This is a genomic window from Pseudomonas sp. MNR3A (assembly GCF_009650575.1).
In the GTDB taxonomy this organism is placed as follows: domain Bacteria; phylum Pseudomonadota; class Gammaproteobacteria; order Pseudomonadales; family Pseudomonadaceae; genus Aquipseudomonas; species Aquipseudomonas machongensis.
The window spans coordinates 13,881-31,051 of sequence record NZ_VZZS01000012.1; the positions used below are offsets into that span (position 1 = coordinate 13,881).

Below are 17,171 nucleotides of genomic sequence, written 5' to 3' on the forward strand. Positions count from 1 at the left end.
TCTGTTTGTGGGAGCGGGCTTGCCCGCGTAGAGGCCGGTGTTGCCGGCCTCGCTTCCAATGAAACACCGTAACAAGCAAGCATCGAGCGTACGGCGCCATCCGGAAACCCCAGGTCCTTCAACCGAAGCGCCTGCCGCCTGGAGCCGCCCGCTTGGATCCGAGAATAAAAACAAAACTCGAGGTGCTGCATGTCCGAGTCACCCAAGGCGTACGTCCCCGTTGCGCCGCCACGACAGCCCCTGCCCCTGTTCCAGCTGATCCTGGTGGGCCTGCAACATGTCCTGCTGATGTACGGCGGCGCCATCGCCGTGCCGCTGATCATCGGCCAGGCCGCCGGGCTGTCCCGTGAAGAAGTCGCCTTCCTGATCAACGCCGACCTGCTCGTGGCCGGTGTCGCTACCATCATCCAGTCGTTCGGCATCGGCCCGGTGGGCATCCGCATGCCGGTGATGATGGGCGCAAGCTTCGCCGCCGTCGGCAGCATGGTGGCCATGGCCGGCATGCCCGGTGTGGGTTTGCAGGGGATCTTCGGCGCGACCATCGCTGCCGGGTTCTTCGGCATGCTGATCGCGCCGTTCATGTCCAAGGTGGTGCGCTTCTTCCCGCCGCTGGTCACAGGTACCGTGATCACCTCCATCGGCCTGTCGCTGTTCCCGGTCGCGGTCAACTGGGCCGGCGGCGGGCAACAGGCGGAAACCTTCGGCTCGCCGATCTACCTGATGGTCGCAGGCCTGGTGCTGGCCGTGATCCTGCTGATCAATCGCTTCATGCGTGGCTTCTGGGTCAACGTGTCGGTGCTGGTGGGCATGGGCCTGGGTTATGTGCTGGCCGGTTCCATCGGCATGGTCGACCTGTCGGGCCTGAGCGAAGCGCCGTGGCTGCAGGTGGTCACGCCACTGCACTTCGGCATGCCGACCTTCAGCCTGGCGCCGATCCTGTCGATGTGCCTGGTGGTGGTGATCATCTTCGTCGAATCCACCGGCATGTTCCTGGCCCTGGGCAAGGTGACCGACCGCGAAGTGACACCCGGCATGCTGCGTCGCGGCCTGCTGTGCGATGCCGGCGCCTCGTTCGTGGCCGGTTTCTTAAACACCTTCACCCATTCCTCCTTCGCCCAGAACATCGGCCTGGTGCAGATGACCGGGGTGCGCTGCCGCTATGTCACGGTGGTCGCGGGCGCGCTGCTGATCCTGCTCAGCCTGCTGCCCAAGGCGGCCTTCCTGATCGCCTCGATCCCGCCTGCGGTACTGGGCGGTGCATCCATTGCCATGTTCGGCATGGTCACCGCCACCGGCATCAAGATCCTCCAGGAGGCCGACATCAGTGATCGGCGCAACCAGTTGCTGGTTGCGGTCAGCGTCGGCTTCGGGCTGATCCCGGTGGTGCGTCCGGAGTTCTTCGCGCAGATGCCCCAGTGGATGGAGCCCATCACCCACAGCGGCATCGCCATGGCCACGCTCAGCGCCCTGATACTGAACGTGCTGTTCAACATCCTCGGGGGCGCCGAACGCGCGGCCCACAACGAGGCCTGTCACCCGCACTGAGTCAGCGGGCGGCGCCCTGGCCGCCCGTCTCGCCCAAGCAGTGAAACGCAGTACCGGCGGCCCACGGGAGCGGGCCGTCCGGGGCGCCTGCGCGCCGAAGAAACCTCGAACAACAACAAGAACACGGGAATTCGCACATGAAGCGCACCACCTCGTCCCTGCTGCTGGGCAGCAGCCTGCTGGCCACCCTCCCCGCGTTCGCGGGCGACTGGCTGCAATGGCACGGCGAAAGCCTGACCTACCTCTACGGCAAGGATTTCAAAGTCAACCCGGACATCCAGCAGACCATCACCTTCGAGCACGCCAACAAGTGGAAGTACGGTGACACCTTCCTGTTCATCGACAAGATCTTCTACAACGGCAAGACCGACGCCAGCAAAGGCGTGAACACCTACTACGGCGAGTTCAGCCCGCGCCTGTCGTTTGGCAAGATCCTCGACCGCAAGCTGGCCTTCGGCCCGGTCAAGGACGTGCTGCTGGCCATGACCTACGAGCGTGGCGAAGGGTTGAACGCCGCCTACCTGATAGGCCCCGGGCTCGACCTGGACATCCCTGGCTTCAACTACTTCTACCTCAACATCTACCTGCGCAACACCGAGGGCAGTCGCCCCGGCGACAACGTCTGGCAGTTCACCCCCGGCTGGTCGTACACCATTCCCCTGGGCCGCTCCGACCTTCTGATCGACGGCTACATGGACTGGGTGACCGACAACGACCAGACCCGCCGCGGCACCTACCACGCCAACCTGCACTTCAACCCGCAGGTCAAGTACGACCTGGGCAAGGCCCTCAACCTGGGCGCCAAGCAGTTGTATGTCGGGTTCGAGTACAGCTACTGGAAGGACAAGTACGGCATCGACAGTCGCGGCAATCTGCAGAGCAACCAGAGCGTGGCCAGTGCGCTGGTCAAGGTGCATTTCTAAAAACCTGACCGAACGCCCAATTTTGTATCACCGCGCTCCAGGACGGAGCACTTGAGGACCGGCGCGCAAGCCAGTAATCTGCGCGCCCCCTCGCTCAGGGCAGGCCGGATCCTGCCCGCGTTTACTGACCGCTCAGTCAATGAATTCGGGCGGTTGGTCGATGTTTTGCCAGCCAGAAACACCCTTTTCATCCGTTCAGAACGACGTCGAGCAGGATGGTTGTGACCAACCCGGAAAGTTGGCGCAGCACTTGCCAGAGAGCTGTGGCCAACCCGAAAAAACTGACCCGAAAGACAAGAAAGGCGCCGACACGAGCGCTGACAGCAACATCCAATCAAGGGAGCGACACACGCAATGCGCATCATCAACAGCCTGATCCTCGCCGGCGGCCTGCTCGCCTGCGGCACCAGCTTCGCCGACGACCTGCTGCAGTGGCAGACCAACAGCCTGACCTACCTCTGGGGCAAGAACTTCAAGGTCAACCCCGAGACCCAGCAGACCGTCACCTTCGAGCACGCCGATGCCTGGAAGTACGGCGACAACTTCATCTTCGTCGACAAGATCTTCTACCAGGGCAAGAAAGACGCGAACAACGGCCCGAACACCTACTACGGCGAGATCAGCCCGCGCCTGTCGTTCGGCAAGATCTTCGACCAGAAGCTGGAGTTCGGCCCGGTCAAGGATGTGCTGCTGGCCATGACCTACGAGTTCGGCGAGGGTGATACCGAGTCCTACCTGATCGGCCCTGGCTTCGACCTGGCGATTCCTGGCTTCGACTATTTCCAGCTGAACTTCTACCACCGCACCACCGATGGCAGCCGCCCGGGTGATCATGTCTGGCAGATCACTCCAGTGTGGTCCTACACCATTCCCGTGGGCTCATCGGATGTGCTGATCGACGGCTTCATGGACTGGGTGGTGGACAACGACGAGAACAGCCGTGGCAGCTACCACGCCAACCTGCACTTCAACCCGCAGGTCAAATATGACCTGGGCAAGGCATTGCACCTGGGTGAGAAGCAGTTGTACGTCGGTATCGAGTACGACTACTGGAGCGACAAGTACGGGATCAAGGACAGCGATGCCTTCACCACTGACCAGAACACCATGAGTTTCCTGGTCAAGGTGCACTTCTGATCTGAGCGGTGAGTCTGCTTCGCGGGTAAAACCGCGAAGCAGACTCGCCGATGATCACGCCGCAGGCCGCAGCGCCCGCCACAACTTGCCAGCCACACTCACCACCGCCAGCACCACCGCCCCGGCTACCACTCCCAGCACGCCGTTGATCAACGCCCCGGTCAGTGCCCCGCCACGTCCGCCGGCAAAGGCCTCGATGGCATGGTGCAACGGCGCGATGCCGTGCACGAGAATGCCGCCACCGACCAGGAACATGGCCGCGGTGCCGATCACCGACAGACTCTTCATCATGTAGGGGGCCGCACGCAGGATGCCATTACCGACCGCTTGTGCCAGGCTCGAGCCCTTGCGGGTCAGCCACAGCCCCAGGTCATCGAGCTTGACGATTCCGGCCACCAGCCCGTACACACCCAATGTCATGACCACGGCAATGCCTGACAGCACGATGATCTGCTGGCTCAGCGGCGCATCGGCCACCGTACCGAGGGTGATGGCGATGATTTCGGCGGAGAGGATGAAGTCCGTGCGCACTGCGCCTTTGATCTTGTCCTTCTCGAAGGCGACCAAGTCGACATTCGCATCGGCCACGGCCTCCTTGCGCGCCGTGTGCTGCGCCTGATCCTCCTCCTTGCTGTGCAGGAACTTGTGCGCCAGCTTCTCGAAGCCCTCGAAGCACAGGTAGGCACCCCCGAGCATCAGCAACGGCGTGACCGCCCAGGGGATGAAGGCACTGATTAACAGGGCCGCCGGCACCAGGATCGCCTTGTTCAGCAGCGAGCCCTTGGCCACCGCCCAGACCACCGGGATCTCCCGCTCGGCCCGTACCCCGGTCACCTGCTGGGCGTTGAGCGCCAGGTCATCGCCCAGCACGCCTGCGGTCTTCTTCGCCGCGACCTTGGTCATCAGCGAAACATCGTCCAGCACCGTGGCGATGTCGTCGATCAACACCAGTAAGCTGCTTCCTGCCATGTCGTTGTGTTTCCAATGATTGCAAAGGTCCGATTCTAGCCCAATGCCGTCGCCTTGAGCCGCTCTCTGGGCCGGTGCTACCATGCCCGACGCTCTCAGGGTCTGTATGAAAAGCCTTGAGACGAAGGTCAGGCAAGGCGAAAACAGCCGAGGAAGCGGAGTTTACGGATTTGTAAATGAGCATTCCGAGGCGGTTTTCAACGCAGCATCACCGAGTATCAAGGCTTTTCGTACAGAGCCTAGAGGCGGCCAGTCACAGGAAGATCCATAGACCATGAGCACGATTCGCGAGCGCAACAAGGAACTGATCCTGCGCGCGGCCAGCGAGGAATTCGCCGACAAAGGCTTCGCCGCCACCAAGACCAGCGATATCGCTGCCAAGGCCGGTCTGCCCAAGCCGAACGTCTACTACTACTTCAAGTCGAAAGAGAACCTCTACCGCGAGGTGCTCGAGAGCATCATCGCGCCGATCATGCAGGCGTCCACGCCGTTCAACGCCGATGGCGATCCCAAAGAAGTGCTCAGCGGCTACATCCGCTCGAAGATCCGCATCTCCCGCGACCTGCCGCATGCCTCCAAGGTGTTCGCCAGCGAGATCATGCACGGCGCCCCGCACCTCTCGCCTGGGCAGGTCGAGCAGCTCAACGAGCAGGCGCGTCACAACATCGAGTGCATCCAGCGCTGGATCGAACGCGGCCAGATCGCCCCGGTCGATCCACATCACCTGATGTTCAGCATCTGGGCGGCGACGCAAACCTACGCCGACTTCGATTGGCAGATTGCCGTGGTGACCGGCAAGGCCAAGCTCGCCGACAGCGATTACGACGCCGCCGCCGAAACCATCATCCGCCTGGTGCTCAAGGGGTGTGAGCCCGAGGCGGCCTGACGGTCGGCGTACACCGCTCCCACCCGTGGCCGACGGGCCTTGGCGGGAGCGCAGGCCAGCGCAGTATCAGACAGCTACCCCAGCATCAGCCGTAAGCCCCAGCGCCTCGATGGCAGTGATTGCGCACTGCTCGTCGATGTCCGACGTGTCCCCGCTGATCCCCACCGCACCCAGCACTTTCCCCGACTGATCACGGATCAGCACCCCACCTGGTGCGGGTACCACCGACCGCTCGCCCAAGCCGTTCAACGCCGCGAAAAACGCCGGTCGCTGCTGTGCATCCAGCGCCAGCAGGCGTGACCCCTTGCCCAGGGCCACAGCCCCCCAGGCCTTGCCCATCGCCACTTGCGGACGTAACAGACTGGCACCGTCCTCGCGTTGCAAGGCCAGCAGATGGCCGCCGGCATCCAGCACCGCCACGGTCAGCGGTGCGGCGTCGATCTTGCGCCCGGCGGCAAGGGCGGCGGCGACCAAGGTGTTGGCGACGTTGAGCGTCATTGCGTTCATGGAAAGGTCCTCTTCTTGTTGTGAGAAGCCCTGATGGGCAGTTGAAAACCGATAAGCAAATAGAACACAACAGAAAGATTTTTTGTATACAATATGTTTGAACGATCGTACTCCAACAGATAGAACGCCTTTTCTGTGGGGTTTCCAGCGAAAGCCAATCGACCCGATGAAAATGCATTGACCTGAAGCTCAGAGCGTGAATACACTTTGGCGCAAAGCAAGTTGTATACAATTACAAAATCGATGAGGCACAAATCATGAGCAAAATGAGAGCAATCGATGCAGCCGTTCTGGTCATGCGCCGTGAAGGCGTAGAGACGGCATTCGGCATTCCCGGGGCTGCCATCAACCCGCTGTACTCGGCCCTGAAGAAAGTCGGCGGCATCGATCACGTCCTCGCTCGCCACGTCGAAGGTGCCTCGCACATGGCCGAGGGCTACACCCGCGCCAACCCAGGCAACATCGGTGTGTGCATCGGCACCTCCGGCCCAGCCGGCACCGACATGGTCACCGGCCTGTACAGCGCCTCGGCCGACTCCATCCCGATCCTGTGCATCACCGGCCAGGCCCCCCGCGCCCGCCTGCACAAGGAAGACTTCCAGGCCGTCGACATCACCAGCATCGTCAAGCCGGTGACCAAGTGGGCCACCACCGTGCTGGAGCCGGGCCAGGTGCCCTACGCCTTCCAGAAAGCCTTCTACGAGATGCGTACCGGCCGCCCAGGCCCGGTGCTGATCGACCTGCCATTCGACGTGCAGATGGCCGAAATCGAATTCGACATCGACGCCTACGCGCCACTGCCGGTACACAAGCCTTCGGCCACGCGAATCCAGGCCGAGAAAGCCCTGGCCTTGCTCAATGACGCCGAACGTCCGCTGCTGGTTGCAGGTGGCGGCATCATCAATGCCGACGCCAGCGACAAGCTGGTCGAGTTCGCCGAACTGACCGGCGTGCCAGTGATCCCGACCCTGATGGGCTGGGGCACCATCCCTGACGACCATGAACTGATGGTCGGCATGGTCGGCCTGCAGACCTCGCATCGCTATGGCAACGCTACCCTGCTCAAGTCCGACCTGGTGTTCGGCATCGGCAACCGCTGGGCCAACCGCCACACCGGCTCCGTCGATGTCTACACCGAAGGCCGCAAGTTCGTGCATGTCGACATCGAACCGACCCAGATCGGCCGTGTGTTCACCCCTGACCTGGGCATCGTCTCCGACGCGGGCGCTGCGCTGGACGCCTTCCTGGAAGTGGCCCGCGAATGGAAAGCGGCCGGCAAGCTCAAGTGCCGCAAGGCCTGGTTGGAAGATTGCCAGCAGCGCAAGTCGAGCCTGCAGCGCAAGACTCACTTCGACAACGTGCCGGTCAAGCCGCAGCGCGTATACGAAGAAATGAACCAGGTATTCGGCAAGGACACCTGCTACGTCAGCACCATCGGCCTGTCGCAGATTGCCGGCGCGCAGTTCCTGCACGTGTACAAGCCGCGCCACTGGATCAACTGCGGCCAGGCCGGCCCGCTGGGCTGGACCATCCCGGCGGCCCTGGGTGTGGTCAAGGCCGACCCGAAACGCAAGGTGGTGGCGCTGTCGGGTGACTACGACTTCCAGTTCATGATCGAGGAGCTGGCCGTCGGTGCGCAGTTCAACCTGCCGTACGTACATGTGCTGGTGAACAACGCCTACCTCGGCCTGATCCGCCAGGCCCAGCGTGGCTTCGACATGGATTACTGTGTACAACTGGCGTTCGAGAACATCAACTCCAGCGAAGCCGGCAGCTACGGCGTGGATCACGTCGCCGTGGTCGAGGGCCTGGGCTGCAAGGCGCTGCGCGTGTTCGAGCCGGGCGAAATCGCCCCTGCCCTGCTCAAGGCGCAGAAAATGGCCGAAGAGTTCCGCGTGCCGGTGGTGGTCGAGGTGATTCTCGAGCGCGTCACCAACATTTCCATGGGTACCGAGATCAACGCGGTCAACGAGTTCGAAGACCTCGCGCTGGTCGGCAACGACGCGCCGACCGCCATCTCGCTGCTCGACTGATTGCCGACGCCCCCGCGCAGGCTGCCGGGGGCTTTCATCTGCAAGGAGACAACCATGCCTCGCTTCGCTGCCAACCTGTCCATGCTGTTCACCGAACAGGACTTCCTGGCCCGCTTCAAAGCCGCCGCAGATGCGGGCTTCAGCGGTGTCGAATACCTCTTCCCGTACGATTTCAGCGCCAGCGAGATCAAGCAGCAGCTCGATGCCCACGGCCTGACCCAGGTGCTGTTCAATCTGCCTGCAGGCGACTGGGCCAAAGGTGAACGCGGCATCACCTGCCATCCCGATCGCATCGAAGAGTTCCGCGCCGGCGTCGACAAGGCCATCGAATACGCCAAGGTGCTGGGCAACAAGCAAGTCAATGCCCTGGCCGGTATCCGCCCACAAGGCCTGCAGTGCGCCGAGGTGCGCAAGACCTTCGTCGACAACCTCAAGTACGCCGCCGACAAGCTCGAAGCCGCCGGGATTCGCCTGGTCATGGAGATGATCAATACCCGCGACATCCCAGGCTTCTACCTGAACACCACCGCCCAGGCCCTGGAGATCCAGGCCGAGGTGGGCAGTGCCAACCTGTTCCTGCAGTACGACATCTACCACATGCAGATCATGGAAGGTGACCTGGCGCGGACCCTGGAAACCCACCTCAAGCAGATCAACCACATCCAGCTCGCCGACAACCCCGGCCGTCACGAGCCGGGCACTGGCGAGATCAACTACCGCTTCCTGTTCGAGCACCTGGACCGCATCGGTTACCAGGGCTGGGTGGGTGCGGAGTACAAGCCCAAGACCACCACCGAGGCCGGGCTCGCCTGGCTGAAAACCCATAACGCGATCTAACGAACACAGTCGCTCCCTGTAGGAGCGGGCTTGTCCCGCGATGGCGCCCGCAAGGACACCTTCGTCGCCTGACCTGCCGCATTCGCGGGCAAGCCCGCTCCCACAAGGCGCTCAGTTCGCTTGAGATATCACAAATACAAAGAGGCACATTCTCATGGCTAAAATCGGTTTCATCGGCACCGGCATCATGGGCAAGCCCATGGCCCAGAACCTGCAGAAAGCAGGTCACAGCCTGTTCGTCTCCACCCACCACGACGCCGCCCCTGCCGACCTGGTCGCCGCAGGTGCCGTGGCCCTGGCCAACCCTAAAGAGGTGGCGCAGGAAGCCGAATTCATCATCGTGATGGTGCCCGACACCCCGCAGGTCGAGAGCGTGCTGTTCGGTGAGAATGGCGTTGGTGAAGGCGTCGGCCCGAACAAGGTGGTGATCGACATGAGCTCGATCTCCCCCACCGCCACCAAGGCCTTCGCCGAGAAAATCAAGGCAACCGGCGCCACCTACCTGGACGCCCCGGTGTCCGGCGGTGAAGTCGGCGCCAAGGCCGCAACCCTGAGCATCATGGTCGGCGGCTGCCCGAAAGCCTTCGAGCGCGCCCTGCCGCTGTTCGAAGCCATGGGCAAGAACATCACTCGCGTCGGCGGCAGTGGCGATGGCCAGACCGCCAAGGTGGCCAACCAGATCATCGTCGCCCTGAACATCCAGGCCGTCAGCGAAGCGCTGCTGTTCGCCGCCAAGAACGGCGCCGACCCGGCCAAGGTGCGCGAAGCGCTGATGGGCGGTTTCGCCTCCTCGAAGATCCTCGAAGTCCATGCCGAGCGCATGATCAAGGGCACCTTCGACCCGGGCTTCCGTATCAGCCTGCACCAGAAAGACCTCAACCTGGCCCTGCAGGGTGCCAAGGAGCTGGGCATCAACCTGCCCAACACCTCCAATGCCCAGCAGGTGTTCAACACCTGCGCAGCACTGGGTGGCAGCAACTGGGACCACTCGGCACTGATCAAGGGGCTGGAACACATGGCCAACTTCTCGATTCGTGACGACAAGTGATCTTGATGTAACCCTCAAGGGCCTCTTCGCGGGTAAACCCGCTCCCACAGGTACTCCACAGGCCTGAGGGCTGCGGTAATCCTGTGGGAGCGGGTTCACCCGCGAAGAAGCCTGCCCCGATGAGCCTGCGACCACAGGTTCATCAGGTGACACCGAGCAACACCCGCCCCTGGTTCGGCCTGCACGGAGGCAGTTCCAGGGGCGTTTTCGATTCTGCAGAACAACAAGAATTTTGGGAGCCTGCCATGTCGGTCGATCCACAGAAACTCCTGCGCGAGCTGTTCGACACAGCCATCGCCGCCGCCCATCCCCGTCAGGTCCTCGAACCTCACCTGCCCGCCGATCGCAGCGGCCGGGTCATCGTCATCGGCGCTGGCAAGGCCGCCGCCGCCATGGCCGAAGTGGTCGAGAAGAGCTGGCAGGGCGAAGTCTCGGGCCTGGTCGTGACCCGCTACGGCCATGGCGCCAATTGCCAGAAGATCGAGGTGGTCGAAGCCGCCCACCCGGTCCCCGACGCCGCCGGCCTTGCGGTCGCCAAGCGCGTGCTGCAACTGGTCAGCAACCTCGATGAAGACGACCGCGTCATCTTCCTGCTCTCCGGCGGCGGCTCGGCCCTGCTGGCACTGCCCGCCGAGGGCCTCACACTGGCCGACAAGCAGCAGATCAACAAGGCGCTGCTCAAGTCCGGCGCCACCATCGGCGAGATGAACTGCGTGCGCAAGCACCTCTCGGCGATCAAGGGCGGACGCCTGGCCAAGGCCTGCTGGCCCGCCACCGTCTATACCTACGCCATTTCCGATGTGCCGGGCGATCTGGCTACCGTCATCGCCTCCGGCCCCACCGTGGCCGACCCGAGCACCTCGGCCGATGCCCTGGCGATCCTCAAGCGCTACGACATCGAGGCGCCCAAGGCGGTCATCGACTGGCTGAACAACCCGGCATCGGAAACCGTCAAGGCCGATGACCCGGCCCTGGCGCGCAGCCACTTCACACTGATCGCCAAACCCCAGCAATCGCTCGAGGCTGCCGCGGTGAAAGCCCGCCAGGCCGGTTTCAGCCCACTGATCCTGGGGGATCTGGAAGGTGAATCGCGCGAAGTGGCCAAGGTGCACGCCGGCATCACCCGGCAGATCGTCCTGCATGGCCAGCCGCTGAAGGCCCCTTGCGTGATCCTGTCCGGCGGCGAGACCACCGTCACCGTGCGCGGCGATGGCCGTGGCGGGCGCAACGCCGAGTTCCTGCTCAGCCTCACCGAAAGCCTCAAGGGCCTGCCTGGCGTATACGCACTGGCCGGCGACACCGACGGCATCGACGGCTCCGAAGAAAACGCCGGTGCCCTGATGACCCCGGACAGCTTCAGCCGCGCACAGGCCTTGGGCCTGTCGGCCAGTGACGAGCTGGACAACAACAACGGCTATGGCTACTTCGCCGCGCTCGATGCCTTGATCGTCACCGAGCCAACCCGCACCAACGTCAACGACTTCCGCGCCATCCTGATCCTCGAGACCTCGCAATCATGACGCCCGATAAAAAAGTGAAAATCCTCGCCACCCTGGGGCCGGCGATCAACGGCATCGATGACATCCGCCAACTGGTCGAAGCCGGAGTGAATATCTTCCGCCTCAACTTCAGCCACGGCGAACACGCCGATCACGCCCTGCGCTACCAGTGGATCCGCGAGGTCGAGCAGCAACTGAACTACCCGCTGGGCATCCTCATGGACCTGCAGGGGCCGAAACTGCGTGTCGGCCGTTTCGCCGAAGGCAAGGTGCAGTTGCAGCGTGGCCAGGCCCTGCGCCTGGACCTGGACAAGGCCCCCGGCGACAGCCGCCGGGTCAACCTGCCGCACCCGGAAATCATCGACGCGCTGGAGCCCGGCATGGACCTGCTGCTCGACGATGGCAAGCTGCGCCTGCGGGTCACCGCCAAGCACGCCGACGCCATCGACACCGAAGTGCTGGCCGGCGGCGAGCTGTCCGACCGCAAGGGCGTCAACGTCCCTCAAGCTGTGCTGGACCTCTCCCCGCTCACCGAGAAAGACCGCCGCGACCTGGCCTTCGGCCTGGAACTGGGCGTGGACTGGGTGGCGCTGTCGTTCGTCCAGCGCCCCGAGGATATCGTCGAGGCGCGCCAGTTGATCGGCGATCGTGCCTACCTGATGGCCAAGATCGAGAAGCCCTCGGCGGTCGAGCAACTGCTGGCCATCGCCGAGCTGTCCGATGCGATCATGGTCGCCCGTGGCGACCTGGGCGTGGAAGTGCCGGCTGAAAGCGTGCCGCAGATCCAGAAGCGCATCATCAGTACCTGCCGCCAACTGGGCAAGCCGGTGGTGGTGGCGACGCAGATGCTCGAGTCGATGCGCTTCTCGCCTGCTCCGACCCGCGCCGAGGTCACCGACGTGGCCAATGCCGTGGCCGAAGGCGCCGACGCGGTGATGCTGTCGGCCGAGACCGCCTCCGGCGACTACCCACTGGAGGCGGTGCAGATGATGAGCAAGATCATCCGCCAGGTGGAAAACGGCCCGGACTACCAGGCCCAGCTCGACGTTGGCCGCCCCAAGGCCGAAGCCACGGTTTCGGACGCCATCAGCTGCGCGATTCGGCGCATCAGCGGCATCCTGCCGGTGGCGGTGCTGGTCAACTACAGCGAGTCAGGGGCCTCGACCTTGCGCGCCGCCCGCGAGCGGCCACGGGCCCCCATCCTCAACCTGACCCCGAACCTCAAGACCGCGCGCCGACTCAGCGTCACCTGGGGTGTGCATTCGGTGGTCAACGACCGCCTGCGCCAGGTCGATGAGATCTGCTCGACTGCGCTTGAGATCGCCCAGGCGCAAGGCATGGCCAGCCGTGGCGACACCCTGCTGATCACCGCGGGGGTGCCGTTCGGCCAGCCGGGGAGCACCAATACCTTGCGGATCGAGACCTTGATCTGAAGACCGGCTCTGCACCTTTGTAGAAGCAACTGTCTTGTTCGAAATCTGAAGGCCAGCCCAATCCCTGTGGGAGCGGGCTTGTCCCGCGAACACGGGCGTAGCCCGTGCCAGGCAGCGCGGTGTCTTTTTCGCGGGCAAGCCCGCTCCTACAGAGCGCGCAGAGCCAATCCAATGGCGCACAACCGAGGCCCGAAGAGGCCCAGCGCCTTTCACTCACCTTGCCGACTGCCCATGTACACCAAGAATTTCATCAACCCGTGCCCCGACTGGGCCACGGCGCTGCTCAACGGCTTCAGCCAGGTGCTGCTGCTGCGCGATCCCCTGTGCGGCCTATGCTGCCTGCTGGCCATCCTGCTCACCGCCCCGGACCTGGTCGGCGGCGCGCTGCTTGGCGCCCTCGCCGGCCTGCTCACGGCGCAGCGCCGCGGCTATGCCCGCGCTGATCGCCAGGCCGGCCTTTACAGCTACAACGGTGTGCTGATCGGCCTGCTGATCAGTGCGCTGGTGCCTTGGTCGGCGATCGTGCCTGCGCTGATCCTTGCTGCAGGCGGCCTGTCGAGCATCATCACCCACCAGTGGCGCAAGCGCGGCGGCCCTCTGCTGTTGGCCTATACCGCGCCTTTCGTGCTGCTGGGCTGGATCATGCTGCTGATCATCGAGCCCGGCGTCAGCGGCCAGGCCGAAGCCAGCCACGTGCACGGGGTACTGCGTGGGGTCGGCCAGGTGTTTCTGCTCGATGCACCGCTGGCGGGCCTGCTGATCGTCGCCGGCATGTTCTTCGCCCAGCCTCGTGCTGCGTGCTGGGCCCTGATCGGCTCAGCCATCGGTGGCGGTGCGGCCTTGCTCGCTGACCAGGCAGCTGCGGCCTGGATGGGCTTGTATGGTTTCAACACCGCACTGGCCGCACTGGCCTTCAGCCGCCAGGGCGAACGCCCCTGGGTCCCGCTGCTGGCCATCGCCCTGGCCCTGCTGCTGCAGGCGCTGTCCAGTCTGTGGCCGCTGCCGGCGCTCACCGCGCCCTTCGTCCTCGCTTGCTGGTTGATGCACCTGGGCGGTCATCTCATACAGCAAGGCCGACAGCGCAGCGCGCAACGCTTGCACGGTTGAGAGCCAGCCCCTAGGCTCACCGGCAACGTATAACGGAACGAGCCCATGGACACCCCTTCGAGCCTGCGCGAGCGGCTCTATGTCATCGTCTTCCAGACCGACACCGTCGCTGGAAGACGCTTCGACAAGATCCTTCTGCTGATCATCCTGGCCAGCCTGGTCACCGTCATCCTCGACAGCATCGACGATGTGCACCGCAATTATTCCGGCCTGCTGGCAGGCATCGAGTGGGCCTTCACGGCGATCTTCCTCGCCGAGTACCTCACTCGCCTGTACTGCTCGCCAAAGCCGCTGCGCTATGCGTTCAGCTTCTACGGCTTGGTCGACCTGCTGGCCATCGTGCCGGGGATCATCGCCCTGTACTACAGCGACGCCCAGTACCTGCTGATCATCCGGGTAATCCGCATGCTGCGGATCTTTCGCGTGCTCAAGCTCAGCCCCTACCTCAAGCAGGCGCACTATCTGCTCGAGGCGTTGCGCGGCAGCAAACAGAAGATCATCGTGTTCCTGGTCAGCGTTTCGACCCTGGTCACCGTGTTCGGTACGCTGATGTACGTGATCGAAGGGCCCGAGCACGGCTTTACCAGCATTCCCAAGGGCATCTACTGGGCCATCGTCACCCTGACCACGGTCGGCTTCGGCGACATCGTGCCCAAGACGCCGTTGGGCCAGGTACTGTCATCGCTGGTGATGATCATCGGCTACTCGATCATCGCCGTGCCCACCGGGATCTTCACTGCCGAGCTGGCCAACGCCATGCGCGGCGAACAGTTGCGCCACGATTGCCCGACCTGCGCCAAGAAAACCCATGAGCCGACGGCAGCATTCTGTTCGCGCTGTGGCAATGCGCTGTTTCCCAAGGCAGCGACCAAGCAGGCATAAGCAAAGTCTGTTTTGATCTTTAATGGCTCAAGAACCAAAGGTTATAGTTACTGGCACATTGCCAAACTTTCACTCACAACAAGGAACGCCTCTGTGAAAAAACTCTTCAGCGCCTCGCTGCTCGCCGCAGGCCTGGCCCTCGGCAACCTGGCCCAGGCCGCGCCGACCCTGCTGAACGTCTCGTACGACGTGATGCGCGACTTCTACAAGGACTACAACCCGGCGTTCCAGAAGCATTGGGAAGAAGAGCACAAGGAAAAGGTCAACGTGCAGATGTCCTTCGGCGGCTCGAGCAAGCAGGCGCGTGCTGTGATCGATGGCCTGCCGGCCGATGTCATCACCATGAACATGGCCACCGACATCAATGCCCTGGTCGACAACGGCAAGCTGGTGCCGGACAACTGGGTTACCCGCCTGCCGAACAACAGCGCGCCGTTCACCTCGGCCACCGTGTTCATCGTGCGCAAGGGCAACCCGAAGGCGCTGAAAGACTGGCCGGATCTGCTCAAGGATGGCGTGCAGGTGATCGTGCCCAACCCCAAGACCTCGGGTAACGGCCGATACACCTACCTCTCGGCCTGGGGCTACGTACTCAAGCAAGGCGGCGACGAAGCCAAGGCCCGTGATTTCGTCGGCAAGCTGTTCAAGCAGGCACCGGTGCTCGACACTGGCGGTCGCGCTGCCACCACGACCTTCATGACCAACCAGATCGGCGACGTGCTGGTCACCTTCGAGAACGAAGCCGAGATGATCGCCCGCGAGTTCGGTCGTGATCAGTTCGAAGTGGTCTATCCGAGCGTGTCGGCGGAAGCCGAGCCACCGGTGAGCGTGGTCGACAAGGTGGTCGAGAAGAAGCAGACCCGCGCCGTGGCCGAGGAATACCTCAAATACCTGTGGTCGCCGGCGGCCCAGGAAATCGCTGCGCAGAACTACCTGCGCCCGCGTGATGCCACCGTCCTGGCCAAGTACACCGACCGTTTCCCGAAAGTCGACTTCCTCTCGGTGGAGAAGACCTTCGGTGACTGGCGCACCGTGCAGAAGACCCACTTCAACGACGGCGGCGTGTTCGATCAGATCTACACCAACAAGTAACTGGCTTGGGGCGCGCTGCGCGCCCCAATCACACCGACCACCCCATCTGTATCTGTAGGAGCGGCGGTTCGCCGCTGCGACTTGTCCCGCGAACACGGGCGTAGCCCGTGCCAAGCAGCGCGGTGTCTTTTTCGCGGGTAAACCCGCTCCCACAGGTACCGCACCGGTGCTGAGGGCCGTGCGCCGGCTGCCCCAACGCTTACAGCGAGATAGGACGGCGCCCGGCAAAGGCATGCGCAAGCGTGCCACCGTCCACCAGCTCCAACTCCCCCCCCAGCGGCACGCCATGGGCGATACGCGAGGCAGTCAGGCCCTTCTCGGCCAGCAACTGGGCGATGTAATGCGCCGTCGCCTCGCCTTCCACCGTGGGGTTGGTCGCCAGGATCACCTCGCTGAAGGTGCCCTGCTCCTCGATCCGCGCCATCAGTTGTGGAATACCGATCGCCTCGGGGCCCAGGCCGTCGAGCGGAGACAGGTGCCCCTTGAGCACGAAGTAACGGCCACGGTAGCCGGTCTGCTCTACCGCATACACATCCATCGGCCCTTCCACCACGCACAGTTGCGTGTCGTCGCGGCGTGGATCGGCACACTGCGGGCACAGCTCCTGCTCGGTCAGGGTGCGGCACTGGCGGCAATGGCCAACACCTTCCATGGCCTGGCTCAGGGCCTGTGCCAGGCGCGTGCCTCCGCTGCGGTCGCGCTCGAGCAACTGCAGGGCCATGCGCTGGGCGGTTTTCTGGCCGACACCCGGGAGCACACGCAGGGCATCGATCAGTTGGCGGATCAGGGGACTGAAGCTCATGTAGGCAGGCCTGTCAGTGGTACAGAATGAAGAAGGGAGCAGCGATCAGTCGATCGTGCTCCCCATGTGCTGCAAACCGTCGATCAGAACGGCATCTTGAAACCAGGCGGCAGCTGCATGCCGGCAGTCATGCTGCCCATCTTGTCCTGGCTGTTCTGCTCGACCTTGCGCACGGCGTCGTTGAGTGCCGCGGCGATCAAGTCCTCGAGCACTTCCTTGTCGTCCGGATCGGTCGACATCAGGCTGGCGTCGATGTTGACGCGCTTGACATCATGACGACCGGTCATCACCACGCTGACCAGACCTGCACCGGACTGGCCGGTGACTTCTGCATTGGCCAGCTCTTCCTGCATCTTGGCCATTTTTTCCTGCATCTGCTGAGCCTGCTTCATCAGGCCGGCCATGCCACCTTTCATCATGGGAGAATCCTCGATTGGGTCATGTATGCGGCCGGCACGAGGCCGGGCGCAA

At 63.4% G+C, this 17,171-nt stretch carries 16 protein-coding genes; 12 read left to right on the forward strand and 4 right to left on the reverse strand.

The window, feature by feature from the left end; translation table 11 throughout:
* Window positions 1–189: 189 nt before the first annotated feature.
* From F6X62_RS09965 to F6X62_RS09975, 3 genes are all read left to right on the forward strand, one after another.
* The gene (locus F6X62_RS09965) at window positions 190–1,545 is read left to right on the forward strand and encodes a nucleobase:cation symporter-2 family protein (RefSeq protein WP_153773390.1); all 1,356 of its coding nucleotides are present in this window, start codon (window positions 190–192) and stop codon (window positions 1,543–1,545) included.
* A 137-nt stretch (window positions 1,546–1,682) separates the two neighbouring features.
* Window positions 1,683–2,468 carry an outer membrane protein OmpK gene (locus tag F6X62_RS09970; protein ID WP_153773391.1) on the forward strand — a complete coding sequence of 262 codons (786 nt, stop codon included), beginning with the start codon at window positions 1,683–1,685 and terminating at the stop codon, window positions 2,466–2,468.
* Window positions 2,469–2,822: 354 nt separating this feature from the next.
* A complete protein-coding gene (locus F6X62_RS09975) occupies window positions 2,823–3,605 on the forward strand; it encodes an outer membrane protein OmpK (RefSeq protein WP_054893653.1) in 783 nt (260 codons plus the stop codon).
* Between the two features lie 54 nt (window positions 3,606–3,659).
* Here F6X62_RS09975 and F6X62_RS09980 read toward each other — a convergent pair whose 3' ends face one another.
* Entirely contained in the window at window positions 3,660–4,574 is a 915-nt protein-coding gene (locus F6X62_RS09980) for a DUF808 domain-containing protein (RefSeq protein ID WP_153773392.1), read from the reverse strand.
* Window positions 4,575–4,848: 274 nt separating this feature from the next.
* Here F6X62_RS09980 and F6X62_RS09985 point away from each other — a divergent pair, with 274 nt between their 5' ends.
* Window positions 4,849–5,460: a TetR/AcrR family transcriptional regulator gene (locus tag F6X62_RS09985; RefSeq protein ID WP_054893651.1), complete on the forward strand. Its 612-nt coding sequence runs from the start codon at window positions 4,849–4,851 to the stop codon at window positions 5,458–5,460.
* A gap of 66 nt (window positions 5,461–5,526) precedes the next feature.
* On the opposite strand, the gene F6X62_RS09990 is transcribed toward F6X62_RS09985, so the two are convergent.
* Window positions 5,527–5,967, reverse strand: a complete 441-nt coding sequence (locus F6X62_RS09990) for a heme-binding protein (protein ID WP_153773393.1) — start codon at window positions 5,965–5,967, stop codon at window positions 5,527–5,529.
* A gap of 257 nt (window positions 5,968–6,224) precedes the next feature.
* Between F6X62_RS09990 and gcl the strand changes: the two genes are divergently transcribed.
* The 8 genes from gcl to F6X62_RS10030 all read left to right on the forward strand — a co-directional run bounded on the left by gcl (window position 6,225) and on the right by F6X62_RS10030 (window position 15,898).
* Window positions 6,225–8,000 (forward strand): glyoxylate carboligase, encoded by a 1,776-nt coding sequence (gcl, locus tag F6X62_RS09995; protein WP_063543967.1) that lies wholly within the window; start codon window positions 6,225–6,227, stop codon window positions 7,998–8,000.
* Between the two features lie 54 nt (window positions 8,001–8,054).
* A complete protein-coding gene (gene hyi / locus F6X62_RS10000; protein WP_063543965.1) occupies window positions 8,055–8,837 on the forward strand; it encodes a hydroxypyruvate isomerase in 783 nt (260 codons plus the stop codon).
* 154 nt (window positions 8,838–8,991) lie between these two features.
* A complete protein-coding gene (locus F6X62_RS10005; RefSeq protein WP_153773394.1) occupies window positions 8,992–9,885 on the forward strand; it encodes a 2-hydroxy-3-oxopropionate reductase in 894 nt (297 codons plus the stop codon).
* A gap of 245 nt (window positions 9,886–10,130) precedes the next feature.
* On the forward strand, window positions 10,131–11,405 hold the full coding sequence (locus tag F6X62_RS10010; protein WP_153773395.1) for a glycerate kinase: 1,275 nt from the start codon (window positions 10,131–10,133) through the stop codon (window positions 11,403–11,405).
* Complete coding sequence (pyk, locus tag F6X62_RS10015) at window positions 11,402–12,817, forward strand: pyruvate kinase (RefSeq protein WP_153773396.1); 1,416 nt, start codon at window positions 11,402–11,404, stop codon at window positions 12,815–12,817. Before F6X62_RS10010 ends, pyk begins: the two co-directional genes overlap by 4 nt.
* Before the next feature lie 231 nt (window positions 12,818–13,048).
* Window positions 13,049–13,924: an urea transporter gene (locus F6X62_RS10020; RefSeq protein ID WP_153773397.1), complete on the forward strand. Its 876-nt coding sequence runs from the start codon at window positions 13,049–13,051 to the stop codon at window positions 13,922–13,924.
* Between the two features lie 45 nt (window positions 13,925–13,969).
* Window positions 13,970–14,806 (forward strand): ion transporter, encoded by an 837-nt coding sequence (locus tag F6X62_RS10025; RefSeq protein WP_063543957.1) that lies wholly within the window; start codon window positions 13,970–13,972, stop codon window positions 14,804–14,806.
* Between the two features lie 93 nt (window positions 14,807–14,899).
* Entirely contained in the window at window positions 14,900–15,898 is a 999-nt protein-coding gene (locus F6X62_RS10030; RefSeq protein WP_054893642.1) for a sulfate ABC transporter substrate-binding protein, read from the forward strand.
* A gap of 199 nt (window positions 15,899–16,097) precedes the next feature.
* On the opposite strand, the gene recR is transcribed toward F6X62_RS10030, so the two are convergent.
* Entirely contained in the window at window positions 16,098–16,700 is a 603-nt protein-coding gene (gene recR / locus F6X62_RS10035) for a recombination mediator RecR (RefSeq protein ID WP_054893641.1), read from the reverse strand.
* Window positions 16,701–16,783: 83 nt separating this feature from the next.
* On the reverse strand, window positions 16,784–17,119 hold the full coding sequence (locus F6X62_RS10040) for a YbaB/EbfC family nucleoid-associated protein (RefSeq protein WP_054893640.1): 336 nt from the start codon (window positions 17,117–17,119) through the stop codon (window positions 16,784–16,786).
* Window positions 17,120–17,171: the final 52 nt, after the last annotated feature.

Excerpts from the sequence above, each read along its gene's own strand:
- F6X62_RS09965 (WP_153773390.1), top strand. The coding sequence starts at position 190 with ATGTCCGAGTCACCCAAGGCGTACGTCCCCGTTGCGCCGCCACGACAG.
- F6X62_RS09970 (WP_153773391.1), top strand. The coding sequence starts at position 1,683 with ATGAAGCGCACCACCTCGTCCCTGCTGCTGGGCAGCAGCCTGCTGGCC.
- F6X62_RS09975 (WP_054893653.1), top strand. The coding sequence starts at position 2,823 with ATGCGCATCATCAACAGCCTGATCCTCGCCGGCGGCCTGCTCGCCTGC.
- F6X62_RS09980 (WP_153773392.1), bottom strand. The coding sequence starts at position 4,574 with ATGGCAGGAAGCAGCTTACTGGTGTTGATCGACGACATCGCCACGGTG.
- F6X62_RS09985 (WP_054893651.1), top strand. The coding sequence starts at position 4,849 with ATGAGCACGATTCGCGAGCGCAACAAGGAACTGATCCTGCGCGCGGCC.
- F6X62_RS09990 (WP_153773393.1), bottom strand. The coding sequence starts at position 5,967 with ATGAACGCAATGACGCTCAACGTCGCCAACACCTTGGTCGCCGCCGCC.
- gcl (WP_063543967.1), top strand. The coding sequence starts at position 6,225 with ATGAGCAAAATGAGAGCAATCGATGCAGCCGTTCTGGTCATGCGCCGT.
- hyi (WP_063543965.1), top strand. The coding sequence starts at position 8,055 with ATGCCTCGCTTCGCTGCCAACCTGTCCATGCTGTTCACCGAACAGGAC.
- F6X62_RS10005 (WP_153773394.1), top strand. The coding sequence starts at position 8,992 with ATGGCTAAAATCGGTTTCATCGGCACCGGCATCATGGGCAAGCCCATG.
- F6X62_RS10010 (WP_153773395.1), top strand. The coding sequence starts at position 10,131 with ATGTCGGTCGATCCACAGAAACTCCTGCGCGAGCTGTTCGACACAGCC.
- pyk (WP_153773396.1), top strand. The coding sequence starts at position 11,402 with ATGACGCCCGATAAAAAAGTGAAAATCCTCGCCACCCTGGGGCCGGCG.
- F6X62_RS10020 (WP_153773397.1), top strand. The coding sequence starts at position 13,049 with ATGTACACCAAGAATTTCATCAACCCGTGCCCCGACTGGGCCACGGCG.
- F6X62_RS10025 (WP_063543957.1), top strand. The coding sequence starts at position 13,970 with ATGGACACCCCTTCGAGCCTGCGCGAGCGGCTCTATGTCATCGTCTTC.
- recR (WP_054893641.1), bottom strand. The coding sequence starts at position 16,700 with ATGAGCTTCAGTCCCCTGATCCGCCAACTGATCGATGCCCTGCGTGTG.
- F6X62_RS10040 (WP_054893640.1), bottom strand. The coding sequence starts at position 17,119 with ATGATGAAAGGTGGCATGGCCGGCCTGATGAAGCAGGCTCAGCAGATG.